The organism is Pseudoalteromonas sp. Ld19, assembly GCF_045064135.1.
In the GTDB taxonomy this organism is placed as follows: domain Bacteria; phylum Pseudomonadota; class Gammaproteobacteria; order Enterobacterales; family Alteromonadaceae; genus Pseudoalteromonas; species Pseudoalteromonas aliena.
Genome location: NZ_JBISHA010000024.1, coordinates 62,373 through 86,129, shown reverse-complemented (window position 1 = coordinate 86,129; position 23,757 = coordinate 62,373). Strand labels below are relative to the sequence as shown.

19 protein-coding genes are annotated in these 23,757 nt (G+C 37.9%); 8 read left to right on the top strand and 11 right to left on the bottom strand.

The window, feature by feature from the left end; genetic code table 11:
- The first annotated feature begins 41 nt into the window (after positions 1-41).
- Positions 42-329, top strand: coding sequence for a hypothetical protein (locus ACJJVZ_RS19170; RefSeq protein WP_077536690.1), 288 nt, complete (start codon positions 42-44; stop codon positions 327-329).
- A 55-nt stretch (positions 330-384) separates the two neighbouring features.
- On the top strand, positions 385-1,050 hold the full coding sequence (locus ACJJVZ_RS19165) for a hypothetical protein (protein WP_405602810.1): 666 nt from the start codon (positions 385-387) through the stop codon (positions 1,048-1,050).
- Here ACJJVZ_RS19165 and ACJJVZ_RS19160 read toward each other — a convergent pair.
- From ACJJVZ_RS19160 to glnA, 5 genes are all read right to left on the bottom strand, one after another.
- A complete protein-coding gene (locus ACJJVZ_RS19160) occupies positions 1,047-1,505 on the bottom strand; it encodes a cyclic nucleotide-binding domain-containing protein (protein ID WP_077536692.1) in 459 nt (152 codons plus the stop codon). The genes ACJJVZ_RS19165 and ACJJVZ_RS19160 overlap by 4 nt on opposite strands.
- Positions 1,506-1,528: 23 nt before the next feature.
- A complete protein-coding gene (gene glnG / locus ACJJVZ_RS19155; protein ID WP_138585681.1) occupies positions 1,529-2,914 on the bottom strand; it encodes a nitrogen regulation protein NR(I) in 1,386 nt (461 codons plus the stop codon).
- A 14-nt stretch (positions 2,915-2,928) separates the two neighbouring features.
- Positions 2,929-3,999, bottom strand: a complete 1,071-nt coding sequence (glnL, locus tag ACJJVZ_RS19150; protein WP_405602807.1) for a nitrogen regulation protein NR(II) — start codon at positions 3,997-3,999, stop codon at positions 2,929-2,931.
- An 84-nt stretch (positions 4,000-4,083) separates the two neighbouring features.
- The gene (locus tag ACJJVZ_RS19145; RefSeq protein ID WP_182703191.1) at positions 4,084-4,605 is read right to left on the bottom strand and encodes a DUF4124 domain-containing protein; all 522 of its coding nucleotides are present in this window, start codon (positions 4,603-4,605) and stop codon (positions 4,084-4,086) included.
- A 111-nt stretch (positions 4,606-4,716) separates the two neighbouring features.
- Positions 4,717-6,123 carry a glutamate--ammonia ligase gene (glnA, locus tag ACJJVZ_RS19140; RefSeq protein ID WP_405602805.1) on the bottom strand — a complete coding sequence of 469 codons (1,407 nt, stop codon included), beginning with the start codon at positions 6,121-6,123 and terminating at the stop codon, positions 4,717-4,719.
- Positions 6,124-6,630: 507 nt separating this feature from the next.
- Between glnA and typA the strand changes: the two genes are divergently transcribed.
- The 3 genes from typA (at position 6,631) to ACJJVZ_RS19125 (ending at position 13,785) form a co-directional block, all read left to right on the top strand.
- Positions 6,631-8,454, top strand: coding sequence for a translational GTPase TypA (gene typA / locus ACJJVZ_RS19135; protein ID WP_138585678.1), 1,824 nt, complete (start codon positions 6,631-6,633; stop codon positions 8,452-8,454).
- Positions 8,455-8,857: 403 nt separating this feature from the next.
- Positions 8,858-11,011 (top strand): winged helix-turn-helix domain-containing protein, encoded by a 2,154-nt coding sequence (locus ACJJVZ_RS19130; protein ID WP_405602802.1) that lies wholly within the window; start codon positions 8,858-8,860, stop codon positions 11,009-11,011.
- A 560-nt stretch (positions 11,012-11,571) separates the two neighbouring features.
- A complete protein-coding gene (locus ACJJVZ_RS19125) occupies positions 11,572-13,785 on the top strand; it encodes a fibronectin type III domain-containing protein (RefSeq protein ID WP_405602800.1) in 2,214 nt (737 codons plus the stop codon).
- 459 nt (positions 13,786-14,244) lie between these two features.
- Here the strand turns inward: ACJJVZ_RS19125 and ACJJVZ_RS19120 are convergent, their stop codons facing one another.
- The 3 genes from ACJJVZ_RS19120 to ACJJVZ_RS19110 all read right to left on the bottom strand — a co-directional run bounded on the left by ACJJVZ_RS19120 (position 14,245) and on the right by ACJJVZ_RS19110 (position 16,621).
- Positions 14,245-14,670 carry a methylated-DNA--[protein]-cysteine S-methyltransferase gene (locus tag ACJJVZ_RS19120; protein WP_405602869.1) on the bottom strand — a complete coding sequence of 142 codons (426 nt, stop codon included), beginning with the start codon at positions 14,668-14,670 and terminating at the stop codon, positions 14,245-14,247.
- A gap of 63 nt (positions 14,671-14,733) precedes the next feature.
- Positions 14,734-15,825: an MBL fold metallo-hydrolase gene (locus tag ACJJVZ_RS19115; RefSeq protein ID WP_405602799.1), complete on the bottom strand. Its 1,092-nt coding sequence runs from the start codon at positions 15,823-15,825 to the stop codon at positions 14,734-14,736.
- 139 nt (positions 15,826-15,964) lie between these two features.
- Positions 15,965-16,621: a DUF2959 domain-containing protein gene (locus ACJJVZ_RS19110; protein ID WP_405602796.1), complete on the bottom strand. Its 657-nt coding sequence runs from the start codon at positions 16,619-16,621 to the stop codon at positions 15,965-15,967.
- A gap of 87 nt (positions 16,622-16,708) precedes the next feature.
- Between ACJJVZ_RS19110 and ACJJVZ_RS19105 the strand changes: the two genes are divergently transcribed.
- Together ACJJVZ_RS19105 and dtd are read left to right on the top strand one after the other, a co-directional pair.
- Entirely contained in the window at positions 16,709-17,614 is a 906-nt protein-coding gene (locus tag ACJJVZ_RS19105; protein WP_193155007.1) for a virulence factor BrkB family protein, read from the top strand.
- On the top strand, positions 17,615-18,052 hold the full coding sequence (gene dtd, locus ACJJVZ_RS19100; protein WP_193155006.1) for a D-aminoacyl-tRNA deacylase: 438 nt from the start codon (positions 17,615-17,617) through the stop codon (positions 18,050-18,052).
- Here the strand turns inward: dtd and ACJJVZ_RS19095 are convergent.
- Positions 18,049-18,759 carry a spermidine synthase gene (locus ACJJVZ_RS19095; protein ID WP_405602793.1) on the bottom strand — a complete coding sequence of 237 codons (711 nt, stop codon included), beginning with the start codon at positions 18,757-18,759 and terminating at the stop codon, positions 18,049-18,051. The genes dtd and ACJJVZ_RS19095 overlap by 4 nt on opposite strands.
- A gap of 163 nt (positions 18,760-18,922) precedes the next feature.
- Here ACJJVZ_RS19095 and ACJJVZ_RS19090 point away from each other — a divergent pair, with 163 nt between their 5' ends.
- Positions 18,923-19,816 (top strand): bifunctional GNAT family N-acetyltransferase/hotdog fold thioesterase, encoded by an 894-nt coding sequence (locus tag ACJJVZ_RS19090; RefSeq protein WP_077536706.1) that lies wholly within the window; start codon positions 18,923-18,925, stop codon positions 19,814-19,816.
- A gap of 221 nt (positions 19,817-20,037) precedes the next feature.
- On the opposite strand, the gene ACJJVZ_RS19085 is transcribed toward ACJJVZ_RS19090, so the two are convergent.
- Both ACJJVZ_RS19085 and ACJJVZ_RS19080 read right to left on the bottom strand, forming a co-directional pair.
- Positions 20,038-22,284 carry a hypothetical protein gene (locus ACJJVZ_RS19085; protein ID WP_405602778.1) on the bottom strand — a complete coding sequence of 749 codons (2,247 nt, stop codon included), beginning with the start codon at positions 22,282-22,284 and terminating at the stop codon, positions 20,038-20,040.
- Positions 22,285-22,564: 280 nt separating this feature from the next.
- Positions 22,565-23,599 (bottom strand): phospholipase A, encoded by a 1,035-nt coding sequence (locus ACJJVZ_RS19080; protein ID WP_405602775.1) that lies wholly within the window; start codon positions 23,597-23,599, stop codon positions 22,565-22,567.
- Positions 23,600-23,757: the final 158 nt, after the last annotated feature.

The window sequence follows — 23,757 nt, the reverse complement described above, 5'->3', positions numbered from 1 at the left end:
GCTCTGGCGAATTTATTAGTTTTCATCAAATGGAGTAGAAAATGGGCGTAAGGTTAGCAATGAAAAAAGAGCTAATGGGCTTAGATAATTCAGATATGTTAACTGCGGATGATGTTAGAGCGCACCTTGCTAATTCTGTAAATAAGCAAACAGAGCAAGATGAACGCGGTTTTTCTGTCATTTCAAAATTTAATGACACTCACAGCCGCTTAGTCAGTGGAGATGTGATGAGAAAAACACAACTTAAATTTGAACGCCATCGCTTGTTTAATGAAGTTTTATATACTCGACAAAGTGTTGATGCATGGTTAAGTAGCCAAACAAATTAGGTTGCAATTAATGAATACCTTCAATAGACTACAAGTGTAATCAATTGGGGTGACTATGAAAAATGGAATTTTAGTTGGGCTATTGTTAGTGCTTTTAAGTGCCTGCCAACAGCCCACAGTGTATGTTTATACCGAGGCTTTAACGGTCAAGCAAAAACAGCAATTAACAGAAAAGCTGCAAAACCAAACGTTGCCTTTTCAATTTAATGATTTACCAATACCAAAAGAGTTTTTGGCCGCAACACTTGCACTCTCCAAAGATAAATTACGCATTGCTGAAATTGAGCAACTTGCAAATATAATGCAAGCAATGGGTTACCAGCCGCAAATAAATTATGTGTCGGTAGCAAATCATCATTACAGCAATGGTAATATTGGTTTTTACTTACGAGGTGAGCAAACAGAGCGTCACTTTAAAATGCCTAAATTGATGCGGACAACTGCTTGCAGCGAAGATAAATATAATGATTTGCAAGCTATATTCTCTCCAAAAAGGGTCGATTTCACCCTACCAAATGGTACGGGTACTCAGTTAACTTGGGAGTACAGCGAAGGTTATTTAGTTATTTATTATCAAAGCACATCCCAGTCATACACGCATACAACCCCTTTAGTGAGCACGCCATTTGGTGAAAAACCTTCAGATACATTTGCGTATAACGCTCAATTAGAAAAGCCTGAATGGCTCAATTGCTCACTGCAAATTGTGTATATGGATTAACCGTGGTTTTCTATATGCTCACTTAGTTTTGCAATTCGTTCGCTCATGCCCTCGATAATACGGTCTTTAATTTTTTCACGTATAACATTAGGTAATCGAGTCAATGCTTCAGGGGTTATAGCGAGCACAATAGTGTCGCTTTTAGCACGGGCGCTCGTGCTTCTTTCTCTGTTACCAATAAACGCGCCTTCACCTATAAATTCACCCGGTTGTATAGTACCAAGCTCTAATAAATGATTATGCTTAAATACTAACAATGCACCGCTGAGTACAATGTATAAACGTTTGTCGTTATCAAATTGTTTAAATAAAAATTGCTGCTGACTCACTAAATAGAGCATACCGAACGATTCTAATAATATTTGGCGTTCGTTGAGGGTAAACTCTTTAAAAAAATGCAGTCTGTTTATAATTTCCAATTGTTTGAATAAGGGAATATGTTCAATTAACTTCATCAATAACTCAAATTTATTAATAGTTAACTAATGTTGCGCTCTTTTAACTTTCGGGTCAACGTGTTGCGACCCCAGCCAATTTTTATTGCGGCATCTTGTTTATGGCCAGAACAATTAGCGAGTGCGGTTTTTATTAAGCGAGTTTCTAATTGCGCTTGAATATCGGGCCAAATATTTTCTTTACCTTGCTTGAGCTCATTATTGAGCCACTGCTGAAATGCATCGAGCCAATCGCCTTCTTCCTGTGTTGGTGATGCATCAAGGATCTCAGGTGGTAAATCTTGTTCCGTAACCAATTCTCCAGGCGCCATTACAGTAAGCCATCGGCAGGTGTTTTCTAATTGGCGGACATTGCCAGGCCAGTTAAATAAACAAAGCTGCTCGGTCGCTTTCGAGCTAAGAATTTTACTTTCTACCTGTAAGTCTTTTGCGCTTTTGTGCAAAAAATGTTGTGATAAACGTTCAATATCTTCAGTGCGCTCTCGCAGAGCCGGCAAGCGTAAACGGACAACATTTAACCGATGGAATAAGTCATCTCTAAACTTACCTTGCTTGACTAAGTCTTCAAGGTTTTGATGTGTTGCTGCAATAATACGTACATCTACTTTTATACTCTGGTGTCCGCCAACACGATAAAATTCGCCATCTGCTAGTACGCGCAATAATCGTGTTTGCACATCAAGTGGCATATCACCAATTTCATCTAAAAACAGTGTACCGCCATTGGCTTGTTCAAAACGGCCTTTGCGTACACTATCGGCTCCTGTAAATGCGCCCTTTTCGTGGCCAAATAACTCTGACTCAACAAGTTCCTTTGGAATTGCTGCCATGTTGAGTGCAATAAACTGGTTTTCTTTTCGCGGGCTATGATTATGTAGAGCACTGGCGACGAGCTCTTTACCGGTGCCCGATTCACCATTAATTAATACGCTCATGCTAGAAGCTGATAGTTTACCTATCGCTCTAAATACTTCTTGCATGGCGGGTGCTTCACCAATAATGTGCGCACTCTTTGGGGGAAGTTGTTTGCGTTTAGTTTTTTTCGTCGAGTTTGCTCTAAATGCACTTTCGACAAGGGCTACGGCATCATTCAAATCAAATGGCTTGGCTAAGTATTCAAATGCTCCTTTTTGAAAAGCATTAACAGCGGAGTCTAAGTCTGAGTGTGCGGTCATTATAATAACAGGCAATCCAGGGTTTTGCTCTGCGATTAGCTCAAGTAAAGCCATACCGTCCATACCAGGCATTCGCACATCAGATACTAAAACAGTTGGTTGACTAAATTTTAATGCATTTAGCACATCTTGCGCATTAGCAAAACTTTCAACATTAAATCCCGCACGGGTTAGCGCCTTTTCAAGTACAAAGCGAATTGAGGCGTCATCATCTACAAGCCAAACTGTTTTCATGCAAACTCCAAACATTAATCTGCGAAGGGCAGATAGATATTAAATTCAGTATGTCCAGGCCAGCTATCACATTCAATGTAACCACTGTGTTGATCTACAAGTGTTTGAGCAATCGAAAGTCCAAGTCCTGAGCCACCATCTTTGTTGGTGATCATGGGGTAGAACAACGTTTCGCGTACACTGTGGTCAATGCCTGGACCGTTATCAGAAACTTGAATCAACAAGGCTTTTTTAGGTGCTTTACCAGGACGGCGATGCTGGTGGTTTATACGTGTTTTTATTTTTATTTCACCGCCACCAATGAGCGCCTGCTGAGCATTACGGACAATGTTCAGTATTACTTGTTGTATTTTACTTTGATCAATATATACATCCGGAATGCTAGGGTCATAGTCCTTTACCAGCGTGATATTGGCACAGCTATCAAGCGTACTTAGTCTGACTACTGATTCTAGCGTTTGATGTATATTGCCATAAGATTTTTGCGGAAGCTGGTTTGGCCCTAATAGCCTATCTACCAATTCACACAATCGATCTGTTTGCTCAATTATAAGCTCAGCACACTGATCTCTTTCCAGTTGATTAACTTCATATTGCAATAACTGCGCCGCTCCACGAATTCCACCTAAAGGATTTTTAATTTCGTGCGCTAAACCACGAATTAAATTACGTGCAGCTTGGTATTGATGCATTTGATTTGAGGCTTGGTCGTGCTTTATTTCATCATCAGTTTGGCGCCATTCAAACAAAATATAAAGCGTACCGTTAAATTTAATTTGCCGTGTGCTGACCGCTATTTTTGCATGGCGTGAATCGCTAAAAACCACGTCAGCTCTGTGTTGCTGGCAATCTACTCCATCAATAAGAGAGTATTGTTCAATACGTTTTAGATCAATCGAATGATAGTTAAATAGGCTATCAAAGGGTTGTTCTAGCAAACGCTTAGTGCCTAAGCCAAGTAGCTCGCTGGTACTGGTGTTGGCATACACAACGGTAAAATTTTTGTCGAGTAGCATGACTGCTGTTGTTTGGTTTTGCCAAATGGCATCGAGTAGCTCAGGGCTAAAATTTTTATTATCAATCATAGTTGCACCATTTTAGTGCGCAGATGTTTGCAGGCAAGTTATTTTATTAAAATGGACTGCTGCGCCTATGTATTACGGTTAAATTTAGTTACCAAGCGCTAAACCTTTTCTGCGCATAAAGAATATACAAGGCTCGCTTAGAGCAATAATTTTATTTTTATTATTAAAAAGTTTTAATTGTAGTGAGTGCTCGCCGCGTTGAACATTTTTAACAGCAAATGTTGAGTCATTGCTAGCAGGACCATTTGCTTTGCCATCAATAAAAAGCTGTATGGTAAAACCACTTTCAAATCGAGGTGTTATTTGACTAGTTACATAAACTGTTCCGGTATTTTCGTGAATTGTTTGGTTATGCTCAGGCGACGAAATAGTAATGTTGAACACTGTTTTTTGGGGTTGAGTTTGCTCGTTTAAAATATCGGTATTTGTTGCTGGCATAGTAAGATTTTGGCTGGTGAGTTTTACCTCTTTTGCGCCAGAGTGTGGGGTGTCTGAAAACACAAGTACGCCGTTTTTATCTTTCCAAACGTATATTTTTGTTTCACCTGCATAACAATAATCACTTAATCCTAAAGCAATTATTAGCAATAAAATATTGTTGTTCACCCAGCAACCCTGCATTTTCACGATAACTTAACTTTAGTGGAGATTGATTAAATTTACCATTAAAAAAGCCCGCTAAGCGGGCTTGAGAACACACATTTTTTAACAGCTAAATTAACAGCTGTAGTACATTTCGAACTCAACTGGGTGAGTTGTCATGTTAAGTTTTTCTACTTCTTTAGACTTAAGACCAATATAAGCATCAATTAAGTCATCAGTGAATACGCCACCTTGCGTTAAGAATTCACGATCTGCGCTAAGTGCATCAAGTGCTTCTTCAAGTGATGCTGCAACAGTTGGAATTTCTGCGGCTTCTTCAGCTGGTAAGTCGTATAAATCTTTATCCATTGCATCGCCAGGGTGGATCTTGTTTTTGATACCATCAAGGCCAGCCATAAGCATTGCAGAGAAAGCAAGGTATGGGTTAGCAGTTGGATCTGGGAAGCGTACTTCAATACGACGACCTTTTTCAGATGGAACCACTGGGATACGAATTGATGCCGAACGGTTACGTGCAGAGTAAGCAAGCATAACAGGCGCTTCAAAGCCTGGTACTAAACGTTTGTACGAGTTAGTAGAGGCATTTGCAAACGCGTTAATTGCTTTTGCATGCTTGATAATACCGCCGATGTAGTAAAGTGCATCTTCAGAAAGGCCACCGTACTTGTCGCCTGCGAATAAGTTAACACCGTCTTTAGCTAAAGACTGGTGACAATGCATACCAGAACCGTTATCACCAACAACAGGCTTAGGCATAAACGTGGCTGTTTTACCGTATAAGTGAGCCATGTTGTGGATAACATATTTCATTTCTTGAATTTCATCCGCTTTTAATACCATAGTATTAAAGCGAGTAGCGATTTCGTTTTGACCTGCTGTTGCTACTTCGTGGTGATGTGCTTCAACTACTTGGCCCATCTCTTCTAACACTAGACACGTAGCTGAACGCCAATCTTGGAAATCGTCAACAGGTGCAACAGGAAAATAACCACCTTTAACACCAGGGCGGTGACCTGTGTTGCCATCAGCATATTCTTTATTTGAGTTCCAAGCTGCTTGCTTAGAATCAATTTTGTACATTGAACCCGACATATCTGATTTGTATTTAACATCGTCAAATACGAAAAACTCTGGCTCTGGACCAAACAATACCGTGTCGGCAATACCAGTCGAGCGCATATATTCTTCAGCGCGCTTAGCAACAGAGCGCGGGTCGCGCTCATAACCTTGAAGTGTAGAAGGTTCAACTACATCACAACGGACAATTAGTGTTACTTCTTCTGTAAAAGGGTCTAACTTTATAGAATCTGCATCGGGTAATAACACCATGTCTGATTCGTTAATACCCTTCCAACCTGCAATTGAAGAGCCATCAAACATTTTGCCGTCTTCGAAAAAGTCTTCATCAACTTGGTGATGGGGAATAGATACATGTTGTTCTTTACCCTTAGTGTCAGTAAAGCGTAAATCAATGAACTTAACGTCATTTTCTTTAATAAAATCTAAAACCGATTGTGACATGTGTCCTCCAACTATTGGATTTTGTTGTTGCTGCATAATTGCTTTGGCGTTTACTAAGCTGATTTTATGCCATTTTTATAACTATATGTTTATAAATTAAAAAAAATAAGTTGTTATAAAATACAGTGTAGTGATGCACTGTTTTGGTGCGTAAAATATCCATTGTGGTGCAATATTTACACGGTGTGATTTGTTGATAATTTAAACGTTCGAAATTAGCATAACCTAAATGCAAAGGAGTACCAAAAATATCGATAAAATAGCCTAAATAGCTATTTTTCAAAAAATAATCGAAATTTAATTCATATAATTGTCATATATAAAACAGATACTTAGTAAAAGTATTGAGAAAGTTTTCAAATTTATATTGGATAAACTTTCATCCATGTCATTAATGAGGGATAATATGCGCCCTTTTAAATCCTATGCTGGGACATCTCGCGAAAGCGTGGATGAGTGCGTAGATCTTGCAGGATCATTGAGAATTTAATTTCTCTGAGTAAATATATGAGCATCGAAAAGTTAAGAAATATAGCGATTATCGCGCACGTTGACCACGGTAAAACAACTCTGGTTGACAAACTACTTGAGCAATCAGGTACATTAGAAACACGCGGCGGTAACGAAGAGCGCGTGATGGACTCAAACGACATTGAGAAAGAACGTGGTATTACCATTTTGGCTAAAAACACAGCCATTTCTTGGAACGACTACCATATCAATATCGTAGATACCCCAGGACACGCCGATTTCGGTGGTGAAGTTGAACGCGTACTTTCGATGGCTGACTCAGTATTATTACTTGTTGATGCTCAAGAAGGTCCAATGCCACAAACGCGTTTCGTTACGCAAAAAGCATTCGCGCAAGGCTTAAAGCCAATCGTCGTTATCAATAAAATTGATAAGCCAGGCGCTCGTCCAGATTGGGTTATGGATCAAATCTTTGATTTATTCGACAACCTTGGCGCAACTGACGAACAGTTAGACTTTAAAGTAATCTACGCTTCAGCTATTAACGGCTGGGCAACACTAGATTTAGACGAGCCATCAGACAACATGGAACCTATGTTCAAGATGATCGTTGAAGAAGTATCACCGCCGGATGCAGATCCTGAAGGTGACTTCCAAATGCAAATTTCTCAACTAGATTACAACTCTTATGTTGGTGTAGTTGGTATTGGTCGTATCAAACGTGGTTCTGTTGCTCCTAACCAACAAGTTACTATTATCAGTGCTGATGGCACTACACGTAATGGTAAAATTGGCGCAGTACAAAGCTACCTAGGTCTTGAACGTATCGAAACTGATAGAGCTTACGCTGGTAACATCGTAACTGTAACAGGTATTGGTGAGCTTAAGATTTCAGACACAGTTTGTTTCCCAGGAAACGTTGAAGCATTACCACCACTAAGTGTTGATGAGCCAACTGTAACAATGACATTCTCTGTAAATAACTCACCTTTCTGTGGTAAAGAAGGTAAGTTTGTAACGTCACGTAATATCCGTGAGCGTTTAGACAAAGAATTAGTACACAACGTAGCACTTCGCGTTGAAGACACTGCTAGCCCAGATAGCTTCCGTGTTTCTGGTCGTGGTGAATTACACCTAGGTATCTTAATCGAAAACATGCGTCGTGAAGGTTACGAGCTTTCAGTTTCTCGTCCAGAAGTTATCTTGCGTACTGTCGATGGCGTTCTAGAAGAACCGTTTGAAACAGTAACTATTGACTGTCAAGACGAGCATCAGGGTTCTGTTATGGAACAAGTTGGCCTACGTAAAGGTGAACTTACTAACATGACGCCAGATGGCAAAGGCCGTATGCGTTTAGACTTCATGATCCCTAGCCGTGGTTTAATTGGTTTCCAAACTGATTTCATGACGCTTACTTCGGGTTCTGGTCTTATGTACCATACGTTCGATCATTACGGTCCTCACAAAGGTGGCGACATCGGTGTTCGTAAGAACGGCGTAATGATTGCAAACGCAACAGGTAAAGCACTTACTAACGCATTATTCAACTTACAAGAACGCGGCCGTTTATTCATCGGTCACGGTGTTGAAGTATACGAAGGTATGGTTATCGGTATTCATAACCGTGATAACGACCTTACAGTTAACGCCCTTAAAGGCAAGCAGTTAACTAACGTACGTGCATCTGGTACAGATGAAGCGCAAACGCTTTCTCCACACCTTAACTACTCTCTTGAGCAAGCGCTTGAGTTCATCGATGATGACGAGCTAGTTGAAGTTACTCCACTAAACATTCGTATCCGTAAGAAACACCTTACTGAAAACGAACGTAAACGCGCGGGCCGTGCACCTAAAGCATAATCACCTTATTTAAATAAAGTGATTTTAAAAGCCGCTGTATTGAAAAATACAGCGGCTTTTTTGTGTTTTGGAATGGCTATAATTTTTTATTGCTGCTTAATAGCAATCTGCATAAATCTTTGATCAGTTTAACGAATTAAATTGCACTATAACGTCGTTAAAATTTTTTATTTAGAACAACTAGATACAAAAAATTTTGCCTAGTTCTAGCGTAATTTTCTTAACGTTAAATAGACCCCATATATAAGCAGATTGGTATAAGTGGCTCGATAATAGGATGAATTTATAGGTTCCATTTGGATATAACTCTTTGTACTACTATCGAAATAAATCTATATTTTTATAGTCTAGTAAAAAATTAATTAATTGTATATTGTATGCCTTATTTTTCGAAAGACAGACTATGATCGATTTTCAAAAAATATTTCAACTTGCAGAATTTAAAGTCGAACCAACAATAGATACAGTTAGCTTTGGCAACCAGTCTATAGCAATTAAATCGATGGCTATGAAAATATTATGCTACCTCGCGAGTCATGAAGGCCAATTGGTCACCAGAGATGATTTAAGAGAACGTGTATGGAATAACTCTACAGTGAGTGATCATGCAATTAATAATCATATATATGGTTTACGCCGTGCGTTATCTAAGTTGGATCCTAAAGCCAAATATATTCATACGGTAACAGGAACAGGCACGAATGGTTACAGATTAAATGCCCGAATTACTCAAAGCAGGTCTGAGCCTTTTACTCACCCGCTCGACCTACCTCATGAATTCTGTACTGAAAAATTAAAGAGTGGCGCTAAAAAAACAAAATTGGATAGACCAAACTATATATATCTTTTTTTATCGATATTATTAGTGCTTATTATTGTTTATTTTACTTATCGGTATATTGTTGAACCTACAAAGTATAATACTGTTACGGCGATTACCTCCCATGAGGGAAGAGAACAAAGCTCTTCGGTGAGTGAGGATGGTGAGATTCTCATTTACTCAAATCGTGTTGATAGAACTCAAAAGTGGCAGTTATACGCGAGTCGTGTAAATGATTTTGGGAATGCAAAAAAAATTTTTAACGATCCATTTGGCAATGATAACTTTGTTAGTATTTCACCAGATAAAAAGAAAATCGCATTTATAAGATATAAAAGAGGCTCAAGAGGAATTTACTTAGCTGATTTTGATGCACAAAGTCTTCAAGCTAGCAATGCTAAAATATATATAAAGCTTTCAGTCCACAATTTATCTCCCTCAATAAATTGGCTTAATAATAACCAATTTTTTTATAACGCAAAAGAAACACCAACCGCACCGTTGAAGTTTTATTTATACAATATTGCGCTAAATATATCAGAACAAATCACTTCTCCGGCAATGAATACATTCGGAGATCTAATGGCGACTATATCACCTAATAAAAAGTGGTTAGCGCTAATGCGCTCTGATGGTGCTTTTGGTTACCAATTATATTTACTAAATATAAATACTAAAGACTTAGTATCAACGCCAGTTTACAGCAATGAAATGAGGACTGGTTTTAGTTTTAGCGATAATAGTCAGCATCTTTATTTTATAGATGAACAGGGATATTTTTCCAAGTTTGATGTCTATAACAGCAGCATATCTAAAGTATCTGATAAACAATATATAGGCTATTGGCCAATTAAAATTTATGGTAAACCACAGTTCATTATGCAGCAAGACTGGGGATTGTCATCGCTTACAACTCAAATTATTAAACATGCTAACCCTTTAAAAGGAGGTGATGGGGTTGCTGAAGTTATCGTAAAAAATAATATGTCTATTCGTGCAATTGAAGGTGTGGGTAATGGAGGACTAATTTTCGCTTCAGTGGGTGCGAATTATAAAATACAACTATGGAGGTATGAAGAGGGTGTAGCACGTCAATTATCAGCATTTAATGAGAAACCAAAATACAAACCTCCACTTAGTTTAAATTGGCAAAAAGGCAGTAACAAGGCGTTATTATCTTTGAATAAAACATGTCGATTAGTCAATATAGATACTGGAAAAGATACGCCTCTATGTCCATTTGGTGAGAATTTTTATGCCGGTCGATTCTCATTGGATGCTAATTCATTGTACTTAGCAGGGTTTAAGCATGATAAGCCAAATGCTGTAAAATTGGCAGTTACCGGATATCCTTTAACTAAGTTGTCGATCATGGCTAATGCAAACACTATTGTGCAGCATACAGCAGATGATTTTTATTATAGTGAACATGGTAGTTATGATATTTATTACTATAATTCAAGAACATTGAAACACATTAAACTAATCTCGCGTACATATATCAGTAATCCTTACTCGGTCAATGATTTTATAGTTACAAAGCGCGGAATATATTATATGGACAGAGTAAAAATAAGAGAAAATGCTATTTACTATTATGACTTTAATAAAAAAACTACTGAGTTCGTAATTCATAGTAAAGACAATTACCCTAATATAGTTTTGAGTGATGATGAGCAATATATATATCTAATTCAATCATACGATAACAATAGTAATTTGTTACTTGTTCAATAAACCCCACCTATAAGCAGGTTGATATCAGATCATTCTGTAAGTTAGCCTAAGTTCTGATTAAGATATTTATTTAAAACGCTCACTTTTACATGTGGGCTTTTTAATTTTTTGAGAATTAAATTATATTTATAGAATTACTTGTTAACGAATGGTTGTTCATATTGTAATTTGTTAATTGCTTTAATAGCAAAAATCAGAGTCGATATATTTCATATTTATGTTATTCATAATAAATAAGCGCGAACTATTTTTTAAGTATTATTTGTTTTGTTTTTTATTGTTTACCATTTTTTATCATTACTCATCATCTACACGTATATCATTAATAATAACGGTTATTTTATTTTTTAAATTAATGTTTAATAAGGCTTTTTTGTGTTTTTAAAATTGCTTTTAAGAATGCGATCATGTTTTATAAATATATCAATTTTATTTGATTGTATATCATATACACATTACCTTTGTGTTACATTTAAGTTAATTTAATATGCATCGTTTGGTTTTTCGATGTTTTATAAACATAACAATAGCTATCTATACAACATAAAATGGTGAATATAATGATACGACCCTCATCAAGACTAGTAAAAGGACTTATTGGTTCTTTAGCCTTTTTTTCACATCATGTATTTAGTGCAGACTTGCCTGATATGTGTGCAACGCAAGGATCTTCGACTTCAATAAGTGATGGAGTACCTATTTGTATAAGCAATACCAATGTGGCCTATTTAAGCTTAAGTGGTGCCAGCTCGCATGATAGTATTGCAATTAGCACTGCACATGGTTCGGGAGATTTAAATCTATATGTAGATCAAGGGCGCTGGCCTAGTACAGGTCCTAATAGTACAGCCTACAAGTCATTAACGGCAGATTCAAACCAAGAATGCGTTATCATTAACAACCCCAGTCAACATTGGCTCATGATCGCAATATCAGGCGAGCGGGATAACGCGTCTATAGTTGTTGATTTTGGCGCTACTAGTTGTCGAAATGGTGATGAAACGCCTGGTACCGGAGGGAATAGCACGGGTCCTTTAAGGGCTCCCAATAATCTCAAAGGATCCCCAAATGGCACAAGCATTAATTTAACATGGAGTGATAATTCTAATAATGAGGATAGCTTTGAAATTCAACGCTCAAGTGCTGGATCTTCTTGGCAGGCAATTGCAACTATTGGTTCAAATAGTACCAGTTACACTGATACGGGTTTAACAGAAAATACGACTTATTATTACACTATGTTTGGGCAAAACAGTACCAATAAGTCAAGCTGGAGTAATACGGTTACTGTTAAAACAGCTCAATCAGATACGACCAATCCAAACTCGGGTACATTAGATGATATCTGTGCCATACAAGCGCCAACAACAGAAATATCACTATTGGATGGTGTTCCCGTATGTGTGCCGGCTTCTTCACAAAAACATGGTTTCAGTGTTTCGACATTTAATCAAAATGTAACAAGTATTGCTTTTAGTACTGCGCATGGCTTGGGTAACTTAACATTAGCAGCAAGTGCTAATGGTTGGCCAAGAGCTGGAGATGACAGTATTAGATCCTTGCATGTGGGTAATACTGAGTGCGTAGTACTAACACAGCCTAAAAATGGTTGGAATAATGTTAACTTAGAAGGGTTATTTAAAGGCGTAAGTATTGTTGCTGATTTTAATGCAACTACTTGTCGAGTTACACCTGGGCCCGTAGATCCAGGAAATGATGGCTATGATTACAACAGTGTTCATGTACTCGTCTACCCAATCAGATTTCCAGATCAAGATTTAGAGTTTACTACAGCTCAAATTAACGCTGAGATGCAGAAGACCAAGGCGTATTTTACTGAGCAATCTTATGGGAAATTTAATTTCACATGGGAAATAAAGTCAAAGATCACCATGCCTAATAACCATGATTACTACAATTATGATAAAAATAAATGGAATCCAGGATACAAAGAGCAGTTAGTGAATGCGGGTGTTGATCCTAATTTCCCAGGTGAAGGTACGATTATAATGGTGACGTCACCACCAGTTGGGACTGAAGCGAGCTATTTTATTAACTCTCAAGCAGGTCCTCCGCTAATGGAAATCTATACTTATAAAGCAGGTACTATTGCTCATGAAGCTGGTCATGCTTTAGGTTTACATCACTCAATGTCTATTGAAGGTGGTAATAGTATCTTAAATGGAAATAGTAATGACTCGGTTACTAACTATGGCAACGTATTTGGCTTAATGGGTATGGGAGCTCACTCTTTAGAAGAAATGAATTTAATGTATAAGGGGTATTTTAATAATTGGATAACTGAAACAGATGTACCAACTGTTACTACTTCAGGAAGATATCGAATTTATACATTTAATCATGGAACAGCGGCTGGACACAATGCACCTGGCGCTATTGGACTAAAGATTAAATCAGGTGATGGTGATAAAACTTACTGGGTAGAATACCGTACAATGCAGAAAAGTGAGATTAATACAGCGCCAAATAATCAGCTTCGTACACCCCTGCTGCAGAATGGTATTTTAATTAACTTGCAAAATTATATGGATGAAAATGCGGCTCCTTGGTATAACCATAATTCTTTATTACTTGATTCTACACCAAATTCACGTAGTTCAAGTTGGGCATTAGAGGACTTTAATGATGCACCATTGCAAATAAATCAAACTTTTATTGACCCTTGGAACGGGTTTAGTATCTATCCAATAGAAACAGGCGGAACCTTAGGTACTGCAAATGCTTGGATTGATGTACAAATCACAATCAATTAAAAGCGCCCTTTAAGAAACGCACACGGCTAAATTATGCTTGTGTGCGTTTTACATATATTAAAGAAAGTCAGGGCTTATTTATCCAAAAACTTTAATCAATAGCCATGTGGTAATTAACTCCAGCCCAATGCCTCTAAAGAATTCCGTTACTGGTGACTAAGCGCCATTAATTGTATCAAGCCTCTTTAAACATGTGCCCAGCGGTACCTTTTCTTATATGCTAACTAACCTGAACTCTGGATAATAAATCTATCTTCAGCAGCTATCATCAGTGCTAACTGCGTTGAATTTACTTGTAGTAGGTCAACTATCGGTGTGTAAATCTGCTTTTTTACGATTAAAAGCTCTCAATAATAGGGCTCAAAATTAAACTAACAACTCGGTTTCGGCTTGTCGTGAATGGATCACATTTTGAATGTCGAGTTGTTGGCTCTCTTTTGAGAGTTTAACTTTAGCGCCTTAATGAGTGAGTAACCACAATTTACGCTCAATTCCTCCTGCATAGCCAGTGAGCGCTCCATTACTGCCTATCACTCTATTACACGGTAAAATTAAGTTCATAGGGTTACGGCCATTAGCGCCGCCAACAGCTAGTGAACCCTTGGGTTTATTCACCATTTGAGCGATATCTAAATACGTGACGACCTCGTCATATGGAATATTTGATAAGCAGCACCACACTGATTTTTGAAAATCTGTGCCTTTAGGAGCAAGAGGCAGATGAAATACGGTGCGGATTTTTGCAAAGTACTCGTGTAATTGTTTTTTACATTCAGCGGTTATATTGTTGGGTTTTACAGAGGCTTTTACCTCTCTAGAAAATATAACTTGGGTTACCCCTTTCTCTGATGCTTTAAATTCAATAACACCTAGCGGTGTATCAATATAATCAACACGCCCTGGGTATGTATTTTAGTAATATCGACGCATAGCCTAAAATTTTAATGGCTATAATTGTACACTTTCACCTTCATTTAAAATATACAGCGGTACTTTTGAATCCATTTTATTGTACATATGCAATAAGCGCAGCAATGCAGAGTGACTGCTATGGTCGCCCATCTTCCAGCTTGAGTTACCGTATCCCCAAGGTATCATTACTTTGCAGTTAAGCTCTTGCGCTGCGGTTAACGCGTCTTCTGGGGTGGTGTGTACGTAACGATACCAGTTAGGATCGTCTTTACTGTAGTAAGAAGCGATTGGCATTAAGCACACATCGATATCACCATATTTTGTTTGTATATCTCTAAAGTGTTTTGAGTAGCCCGTATCGCCTGCAAAAAATAAGGTGCTGCCGTTTTGTTCGAGCAGCCAGCCATTCCACAGATCTTTATCGTTATCTTCGTAAATAAAAGGCACCAATACACGAGCGCTAAAATGATGAGCTGGCACGGCATTAATAACTAAATCGTTAATACTCGTTTTTGCATACCACGCCATTTCGCTAATATTAAATCCACCTGTTGGGAAGTTATCAGCCATTCCCAGTGGCGTTAAGTAGCGTGGTTTGTTACCTATTTCTTCTATATCGGCTTTGTTAAAGTGGTCATAATGAATATGGGAATACATTACCGCGTCAATATTTTCGAGTTCTTGCTTGTTTGGCCAAGCTCCTGGTTTACGATAAATACCACCTGCGAGTTTAAAGCCAAGTGCGACTGGCGAATCGAACTGCTCTTTTACAGGATCAAATACCACTTGCTGTCCGTTGGGTGTGCTGATCATAAACCCTGCATGGCCAAGCCAGCGAACAGTGTATCCGATGCTTAATTTTGGAATTGCTTGCTCAGCAATATATTGGCAGTTTTCACTTTCTTCTTCGCATTGCAAATGAGTGTTGCTTTGATAGCAGTCATTTTCACAACTAATAGGGTACGTTTTTTTGCCTGGGTATAGATTATGGTAGCGTCCTTCGCGCTCGCCATCTTTATGCAGTGGTACGACGGTATTAGGCCCTGCGATTCTTTCTATGTGATTAGCAATTCCGCAAGCGGTTAGTAAGCTAGAGATAGCTAGAAGAGTTAAGGTACTTATTTTCATTGTAGTTTTTTATTTTAATTCTAATTTATGAAAGTGTACCAAAAACGTTAGATTAATAAGTGGTTAAAAAGTAACAAAAAGTAACAATAAAAAAGCCTGCAAAATTGCAGGCTTATCTATTTTTGTTTGAATGTATTAGTTAGCCTGCGCTATTCATTTGTTTAATAAACTTGTTCGAGTCTTCAATCGATTTATTCATGTCGTTCATTAGTACTTGAATATCTCGCTTAAGATTAGTGAACTCGCCTTTAATAGCCGATACCGCTTGTGCGTTTAAGTTATGCTTTAAGTATAAAACATTATCATGAAGCGATGTTAATACTGGCTCCATTTTACTCTCTGCGCTGCGCATTGAGCGTAATAGCTGTTCAAATTGACGCTGAGTAGCGGCTAGCTTTTTGCTGCTTTCACGTTTAAGTGATGCGCTTTTGTATTGCTCTAGCTCATCGCTCCACTCATCAAAAAGTGCTTCTGCTACGTCTTCTACTTTATTGATGTTAGTTGATACTTCGTTGGCGGCTTTTAAACTCGACTCGTAATCATCGTTTAACTGATTGTAAGTGTCTTGTAGTTCGCCACCATTAAAATCGATTAAAGTAGTTAAGCGTTCAAGTGCTGATTTAAATTCTTCTTGAGACTCTTGTTGCGAATCTTTGGTTTCTTCTACGCGGTCAATAAGGATATCGCGTTTGTGAATACCGACTTTTTCCATCGCAGAGTAATAAGCTGTTTGGCAACCTGACAAAGTAAGTGTTAGTGCAAGAATGGAAACACTAAGTAATGTTTGTTTTTTCATCTTAATTCCTGTTTACGCGTGTTAGTGCTGTAAATTATGGCGCTGATTGTTATTATAATCAAAACCACATAAGCACAAGTCAATTGTATGAATGATAAGCTCTCCCATTATAAACAGCAAGCTAAGTCCTTTATACGCCAGCAGCCAAGCTGGTGGATGCAGTATTTTAATCGCTGTATAGACGACCAAATAACGGTTAATGCCGGCTATTTAGCCTACGTTACATTACTTTCTTTGGTGCCGCTAATCGCTGTGGGTGTTGCTATATTCTCAGCGTTCCCAGGTTTTGAATCTACTCGCATCGAAATAGAGAGCTTTTTGTTTACTAACTTTGTGCCGACCTCTACTGACGTTATTAGAGAGCATATTAGCTCATTTGCCGGTAACGCAAACCAAATGACCGCAGTAGGTATTGGTTTTTTAGCGGCAATAGCCTTGCTGTTAATACGTAATGTGGATGCCACGTTAAATCGTATTTGGAGAATAAAGAAAAAGCGCCCGATGATGATCTCATTTGCAGTATATTGGATGGTTTTGAGCTTAGGGCCTATGTTACTTGGTGCCAGCATTGGTGTTACTTCTTACATCGTGTCGTTGGTATCGTTTGCTGATCAGGGAATTCCGGGATTTAGTGGGTTTTTGTTAAAGCTATTACCGTATGGCATTTCGATGGTGGGCTTTATTATGCTCTACACCTTAGTGCCTAATACGCGCGTGTCGTTTAAAGCCGCGATACCTGGGGCATTATTTGCGGCACTTTTGTTTGAGCTAACTAAAAAAGGGTTTGCACTTTATATCAGCCATTTTCCTTCATACGAAGTTATTTATGGTGCAGTAGCGACGATTCCTATTTTGTTTGTTTGGGTGTATTTATCGTGGGTTGTTGTTTTGCTAGGCGCTGAATTTACAGCGTGTATTAGCCCAGATGAAATACCAGAAACCCCCGATATTGAGTTTGAAGATGACAAGCCAACAGCAAAGGACACAGTTTAAATGCAAGGGTTAATACAGCGCGTAAAGCATGCCAAGGTAGAAATTAATAATCAAGTTGTAGGCGAAATTAGCCAAGGTATATTGTTGTTGCTGGGTGTTGAAAAACATGATGACACGCAAACGGCCGATAAGCTGTTACATAAAGTAAGTAATTACCGTATTTTTACTGACGAAAACGACAAAATGAACTTAAGCCTTAAAGATATTAAAGGCGAGTTATTAGTGGTTTCGCAATTTACGCTAGCGGCTGATACTAAAAAGGGTATGCGCCCTAGTTTTTCGTCTGCGGCAACGCCAAGCCAAGCTAATGAGCTTTATGAGTACTTTGTTGATAAAGCTAAAGAGTTGGGGCTTACAATAGCCACCGGTGAGTTTGGTGCCGATATGCAGGTAAGCTTGTGTAACGATGGACCCGTTACGTTTAACTTATCTGTTTAAGCTTTTTTAGTTACCACGACAATATGATTCACGTAGCCCGTAATTTTTTGCGGGCTGACTGTACAGTCAAACACATCAAATAAGAGTTGCTGAAGTTGCTTTAATTGCGACTCATGCTGGGATAAAAAGTTAATAAATAACACGCCGTTGTTATTTAAAGCCAAATAAATTTTTTTATAAAATGCTTCTTCAAATAAAAACCGAGGCGCGTCTATTTGGCTAAATAAATCTAAAATAATCCAATCTATATTGTGCGCTGTTTTTAAAACCTGTTGTGCGTCAGCGCAAACTAGTTGCTCATTTTTTCTTGATGAAAAAAACTGTGTATAGCAATTAATAATATCAGCATTTTTTTCTACTGACATGACGTTTGCATGTGGATATTGGTGAAATAAGTAATTGCGAATAGCACCACCACCCAAGCCAAGTTCAAGTACGTTATTAGGTGAAGTGAGAGATTGCCATTGATTTGCTAAGTATTGCAAATGTGGAAAAAGTAAAGCGGATGAGTTTGTTGTATCGATAACAGATTGCAGCGTGTCGTTAATTAATAACCATCTTAAATTATCATGCTCACGTACCTGAATATGGTCGCCATTATATTTATGCCAATAAAGTAATAGGCCTTCGTTGTGGCTATTTTCAATAAAGTGGCTATTAATTAGGCCTGTAGATACATTTATATAATCGCTCATGACCTTTAGCATAAACCAGCTTTATCAAAGCGCAATGGCTTGTGTCATTAATTTTTTACGTATTGAGTTGTCATCACTAAAGTCGTATTTGCAGTTTTTTAAAGATGGAGTATGGTATTTGCCATAAATAAGCGCTGTAGTCTATTTTCTTTATGGCCAAACAACAGGAGTATGTATGTTTCAGGTAAGCACTCCCCAAAGTAGCGAAGATTGGCAAGCCTATTACCAGTTGCGTTGGCAGGTTTTACGCGCTCCTTGGGGCGAGCCACGTGGCTCTGAGCAAGATGATTTAGAACAAGATGCAGAGCACCGCTTTATAAAAAATAAAGAGGGTGATGTGCTTGGCGTCGCGCGTCTGCATTTTAATAATCATGAGCAAGCACAAGTACGTTACATGGCAGTTGCCGAAGGAAATCGTAACCAACATATTGGCAGTCGTTTGTTGCATGAGCTCGAAAAAATAGCGTGGACTCAAAACGCAGGTGAATTGGTTTTATTTGCTCGTGAACGTGCGCTAGAATTTTATAAACGCCACGGTTATGAATTAAAAGAGAAAGCGCACTTAGCGTATGGCGATGTGCAGCACTTTAAAATGATAAAACAAAAGCCATGCGAGCCAGGTTGGTTCCGCCATCCTAATTGGACGCAGGTACTACAAAATACATGGCGTGAGTCGATTCCAATTAGTGATGCAATGGGGATTAAAGTAGAAAGCTATACCGATTGGCAGTTCACAACTCGCGCTGATTTAGACGCGAATTTGAATTTACATAATACGATGTTTGCAGGATCTATTTATAGCTTAGCTACACTCACTGGATGGGGGGCTACTTACTTAGCACTTAAAGAAGCAGGGCTTGAAGGTAATATTGTATTAGCCGATGCGAGTATTAAGTATTTAAAACCGCTTAATACAGATCCACGTGGTAGCGTTGATATTCAAACATGCAAAGGTCAACTTAGCGATTTAGAAACTGAAGGAAAGGCAAGCTACTTGGTCCCAGTCACTATTTTTGATGGTAATGACATTGTTGCTGAGTTTGAAGGACAGTTTGTTGTAAAAAAATAGCCATACTGAGATTTTAAATATGTCGAAAAGCCAAGCGTTTACTTGGCTTAAATTGAAATGCTTTATAGCTTAATTAACTTGGGCTATAGCGGCATATTGCTAGTAAATTCAGCCTGGTTAGCAGAATGTGCTGCAATAACGATGGGTTTATCCCCATCGTTATTGCATAGGTTATATCATCATCAAATCGATGTATTATGAACTGTACTCATGCAAATCACTTATGACTCTGAATCAGGGCGACTAACTGATACGCCGCCATTAAGTGATATAATACGAGTTTTACTGATGCGGTGACGATAAATTTCTCTTAAATAATAAATAGCTTGCTTCACACAGTCTACAGATAAACGAATATCGTTAATCGAAGTAAACTTAGATTTATCTGTTATCAACTCTTTGTATTTTTTCTCATACATGGGCTTAATTGCATACCAATTTGTATCGAGGATTTTGGCTGGATTTTCAAATTTCTCGAGCATAGCTTCCAATTTAGCGTCATCGAACTCATCAGCACGAATAAACTCAATAACAGCGTTATCCAGTGTATCGTCGTAACGATAATCGCTTTTAGCAAAACAGCGTTTAATATAAGAAACAATTAGAGTTAAAAAATCGTCGCTTAAACAAGGGCTTTTAGCAATTAATGTCGTCATAGATAGATTTGCAGAGGCACCTATAACGAGTGCGTAACGTTTAAGAGTTGTGTTCGGAAATAAATTATTTAAATGCATTTTAAGCTTATTTAAATCTAAATAAGATAATTTATAATCTTTTGGCAAGGAGACAATAGAAACAACAGAAGAGCAGTGTTTATAAAAATGCAGTTCTTTTAGAGCTTCAGACTTATAACCACTTTCTTGATATTTTTTGAGCAGCTCGCTATAACGGCTCGCTTCAATGGGTAATAAACTAATACCTTCAATTGCTTGCGTTGTTTTATTAAAATGCGGTAAATCGATAGACCGGAAAAATAAATCATCAATATCTAGATCACTTTGTCCTTTGTCAGATACCTTTATTTTTTCAGCATTATCCGCAACAACGGATTCCGCGTAAGCAATTGCCACAGGACCGGCTAAGCTCATAAATAAATCGTTTGCATCTAATCTAATTGTTTCACCAATATCTATACCTGCGCGTCTAAAGTAGTCCTGATCGTAATCGGTAGTAACTGACTGAGCAGTCAATATGTTGAAGATTTGTTGACTAATATATTGATTAGCATGTTTTTCCATCGAGTTAACGTCAATGTACTGCATGCCATTACTAGCATCATTTTGCTCAGCATAGCGCATAATGTCGTTTGAAATTAGCATCATGGCATTCCAAGGCCTAAGTTTGTTGGTGTCTGTACCTGTCCTTTCATTATTGTCCATATTGTAAGAAAAATTCCATTCTTCAGATAAATACTTACATAACAGACGCCCTGCATTAATATGCAACGCTTCAGACATTTCCTGATGATCTGATATATTAGGCAAAATACAGATACCGCTAGTAAATATCGGTTCAAAAACAAAAGATTGATTTTGACTGGTAGCTGAGTTTTCTGGCTTTATATCAAAGGTCTTATTAATGTATGAATATTGCTGTGCAAGCCCAAACTCAGATGCCATACCTGAGCCAGTACCACCGCCAGCACTGAATATGTAAAAATACAATCGAGATTGATTAGCTTTGATCCCGCATGAATCAATTAGATAGGAATGTATGTATTTCCAATCTTGATTATTAAAATGTTCTGTATCTTTATTTAAAATTATTTTTGCTAGATATTGGCCTAATATCGGTGCATTACCTGCACCACCAGCGTGAACTTCCGATAAATCCATTATTTTTAGTTTATTATATTTTTCAATAAACCCGCCATTAGTCCCTTTGGATGAAAATCGGATCCGTCCTTCTATATCTTTATCTAGGTCACCCAACATAACTAAAGGCTCAATTAAGAACACAGGTTTAAATGTTTTACTGCTTTGTAAGTTGATGCTTCTTTGTATCCACTTTAACGGCCTTGTTTCTTGTTCTTTTGCCTTTGTTAAATCATTACGGTATTGCGCTAAATAGTAGTCGCGAGCATCGTGCACAAGTGATGCAACATCTAAAGCAATATTAGAACCACAACGCCCTAAACCAATTAAACAAACAGATGGAAAGTTAGGTTTATCACCACCACTGTCCATATTTTCATAGCTTTCTGGGTATACAGAGGCTCTTAATTTATCTAGATGGCTTAGAATTTTATTGATATCTTTTTCTGTAAAGTATTGGTATTCGCTATCAAATATAGGGGAGGGTTCAGAAGCTTCTGCGGGCTTGTTTTTTACAATAATATCAAATTCATCAGATGGCTGAGGTTTAGTGGGCGCAACTTTAGGTCTAACTGCGGGGTTGTTCAGTGATGGTTTACTGGCAGTTGCTTTAGCCGCTACTGATTTAGTTTGCGTTGTTTTATTAATTGGCATTGCGCACCCTTATAACTTTATATTCCATTCATTCAATTATTTAACTATAGTAGAATGGTGAAAAACTGCGCAATTATCCAGCAATTAAATAAAGAGTTGTTTGAAATAAGAGTTGTGATTAAGAAAGGTTGTTTGGATGTTTTTTGGGTGAATAGAGGCTGGGCTCAATGATTAAAGCATCATAAGTAGCAGTAAGATTGATCTCATTTTTAAAAATATTACCCGTTTATACAAGTGATAAACGGGTAATATTTATTTTTGATTAAGGGCGAATACTTATTTAAAGTAAATCTGTCAGCAAGATACCCACGCCAATACGTTCTATATCAGTGTTATAATCTATTAAGCTCTCGCCATAACCATTAAAGTATTGTGCGTAACCACGTACACGACCCCAGAGTGGGAATGACCAATCTAGTTGAATGGCACCACGATTATCTGAATTTAAGTTGTTACGTGTCATAAAGCTAAATTCATGATCATTAAGTCGATACGCACCGCTAAATTCAAAGTAACCCATGTATCGGTAAATATCTGGGTTATCGTCGCCTTTTGCTTCTAGAGCATTTTCTTTTTCATCCTCAGCTATGCGGTACCAAGGTTTAAAGCTAAAAACAAAGCCTTCATTTTCCCAAATGAAATTAGCATAAATACGATTCCATGAGCGAGAGTTTGGCTGACTGCGGCCATTTGATTGATGCGAAATACCTAAAGCAATTGCCATTTCGTCGCCCCAAGGAACGTTTTCTTGGTCGAGATAATTAACCCAAAATATTTCTGGTTCATAGTTGGTTTCACGAAATGGCGAAGAAATTTCTGAATTATAAAGCTGCCAATATGATTGCAGCGTAAAGCCAAAAAATATTGCTTGATCATCATCAGCAAAATCATCATAAAGCGGCACTTTAATAGATAGCTGATATTTTGCTTCTAAATGGTCAAGAGGTTCGCCATCTTCTTCGTCAGTTAGTTCATCAAAGCGATCAAAAGGACGACTGTTAGGATGTGAGACGTACGAAAGAGGTAAAATATAGTTGCGCTTATGTGGCGTAATTACATTTCTATTCTTTTTGCCGACTTCTTCACGTGCTTGGCGTTTATCAAGTGCGGTAAGTTGTTTTTCTTCTTCAAGAGCCGAACATTTTTTACGGAGGTCGTCCAGAGTTTGCTTTCCATCTCCGCCAATAACTTCGTTTAAAATACACTGTTTTACAAGCTCAATATTGTCGTCTTGCTCGTTTGTAGGGGCTTCTTCTTGTGCGAAGGCCGCGGTACTTATTAAAGCAGAAAGAGTGATCCAGTGGCGCCAGCTCATTGTAATTCCTTTGTGAGTTTGAGGGGGAGTTAGGTTAATTCAATTATAACGTCTTTTTACATATGTAACGGTGAACTTTTCCTGAATTTTTATTTAAATCCAAAAATATACGAATGCAAAGTAAATATAGATCAGAAAAAAAAGCGGCCTAGGCCGCT

Bases quoted from the DNA above. Each gene is read 5' to 3' on its own strand.
- ACJJVZ_RS19170 (WP_077536690.1), top strand. From the start codon at position 42: ATGGGCGTAAGGTTAGCAATGAAAAAAGAGCTAATGGGCTTAGATAAT.
- ACJJVZ_RS19165 (WP_405602810.1), top strand. From the start codon at position 385: ATGAAAAATGGAATTTTAGTTGGGCTATTGTTAGTGCTTTTAAGTGCC.
- ACJJVZ_RS19160 (WP_077536692.1), bottom strand. From the start codon at position 1,505: ATGAAGTTAATTGAACATATTCCCTTATTCAAACAATTGGAAATTATA.
- glnG (WP_138585681.1), bottom strand. From the start codon at position 2,914: ATGAAAACAGTTTGGCTTGTAGATGATGACGCCTCAATTCGCTTTGTA.
- glnL (WP_405602807.1), bottom strand. From the start codon at position 3,999: ATGATTGATAATAAAAATTTTAGCCCTGAGCTACTCGATGCCATTTGG.
- glnA (WP_405602805.1), bottom strand. From the start codon at position 6,123: ATGTCACAATCGGTTTTAGATTTTATTAAAGAAAATGACGTTAAGTTC.
- typA (WP_138585678.1), top strand. From the start codon at position 6,631: ATGAGCATCGAAAAGTTAAGAAATATAGCGATTATCGCGCACGTTGAC.
- ACJJVZ_RS19130 (WP_405602802.1), top strand. From the start codon at position 8,858: ATGATCGATTTTCAAAAAATATTTCAACTTGCAGAATTTAAAGTCGAA.
- ACJJVZ_RS19125 (WP_405602800.1), top strand. From the start codon at position 11,572: ATGATACGACCCTCATCAAGACTAGTAAAAGGACTTATTGGTTCTTTA.
- ACJJVZ_RS19115 (WP_405602799.1), bottom strand. From the start codon at position 15,825: ATGAAAATAAGTACCTTAACTCTTCTAGCTATCTCTAGCTTACTAACC.
- ACJJVZ_RS19110 (WP_405602796.1), bottom strand. From the start codon at position 16,621: ATGAAAAAACAAACATTACTTAGTGTTTCCATTCTTGCACTAACACTT.
- ACJJVZ_RS19105 (WP_193155007.1), top strand. From the start codon at position 16,709: ATGAATGATAAGCTCTCCCATTATAAACAGCAAGCTAAGTCCTTTATA.
- dtd (WP_193155006.1), top strand. From the start codon at position 17,615: ATGCAAGGGTTAATACAGCGCGTAAAGCATGCCAAGGTAGAAATTAAT.
- ACJJVZ_RS19095 (WP_405602793.1), bottom strand. From the start codon at position 18,759: ATGCTAAAGGTCATGAGCGATTATATAAATGTATCTACAGGCCTAATT.
- ACJJVZ_RS19090 (WP_077536706.1), top strand. From the start codon at position 18,923: ATGTTTCAGGTAAGCACTCCCCAAAGTAGCGAAGATTGGCAAGCCTAT.
- ACJJVZ_RS19085 (WP_405602778.1), bottom strand. From the start codon at position 22,284: ATGCCAATTAATAAAACAACGCAAACTAAATCAGTAGCGGCTAAAGCA.
- ACJJVZ_RS19080 (WP_405602775.1), bottom strand. From the start codon at position 23,599: ATGAGCTGGCGCCACTGGATCACTCTTTCTGCTTTAATAAGTACCGCG.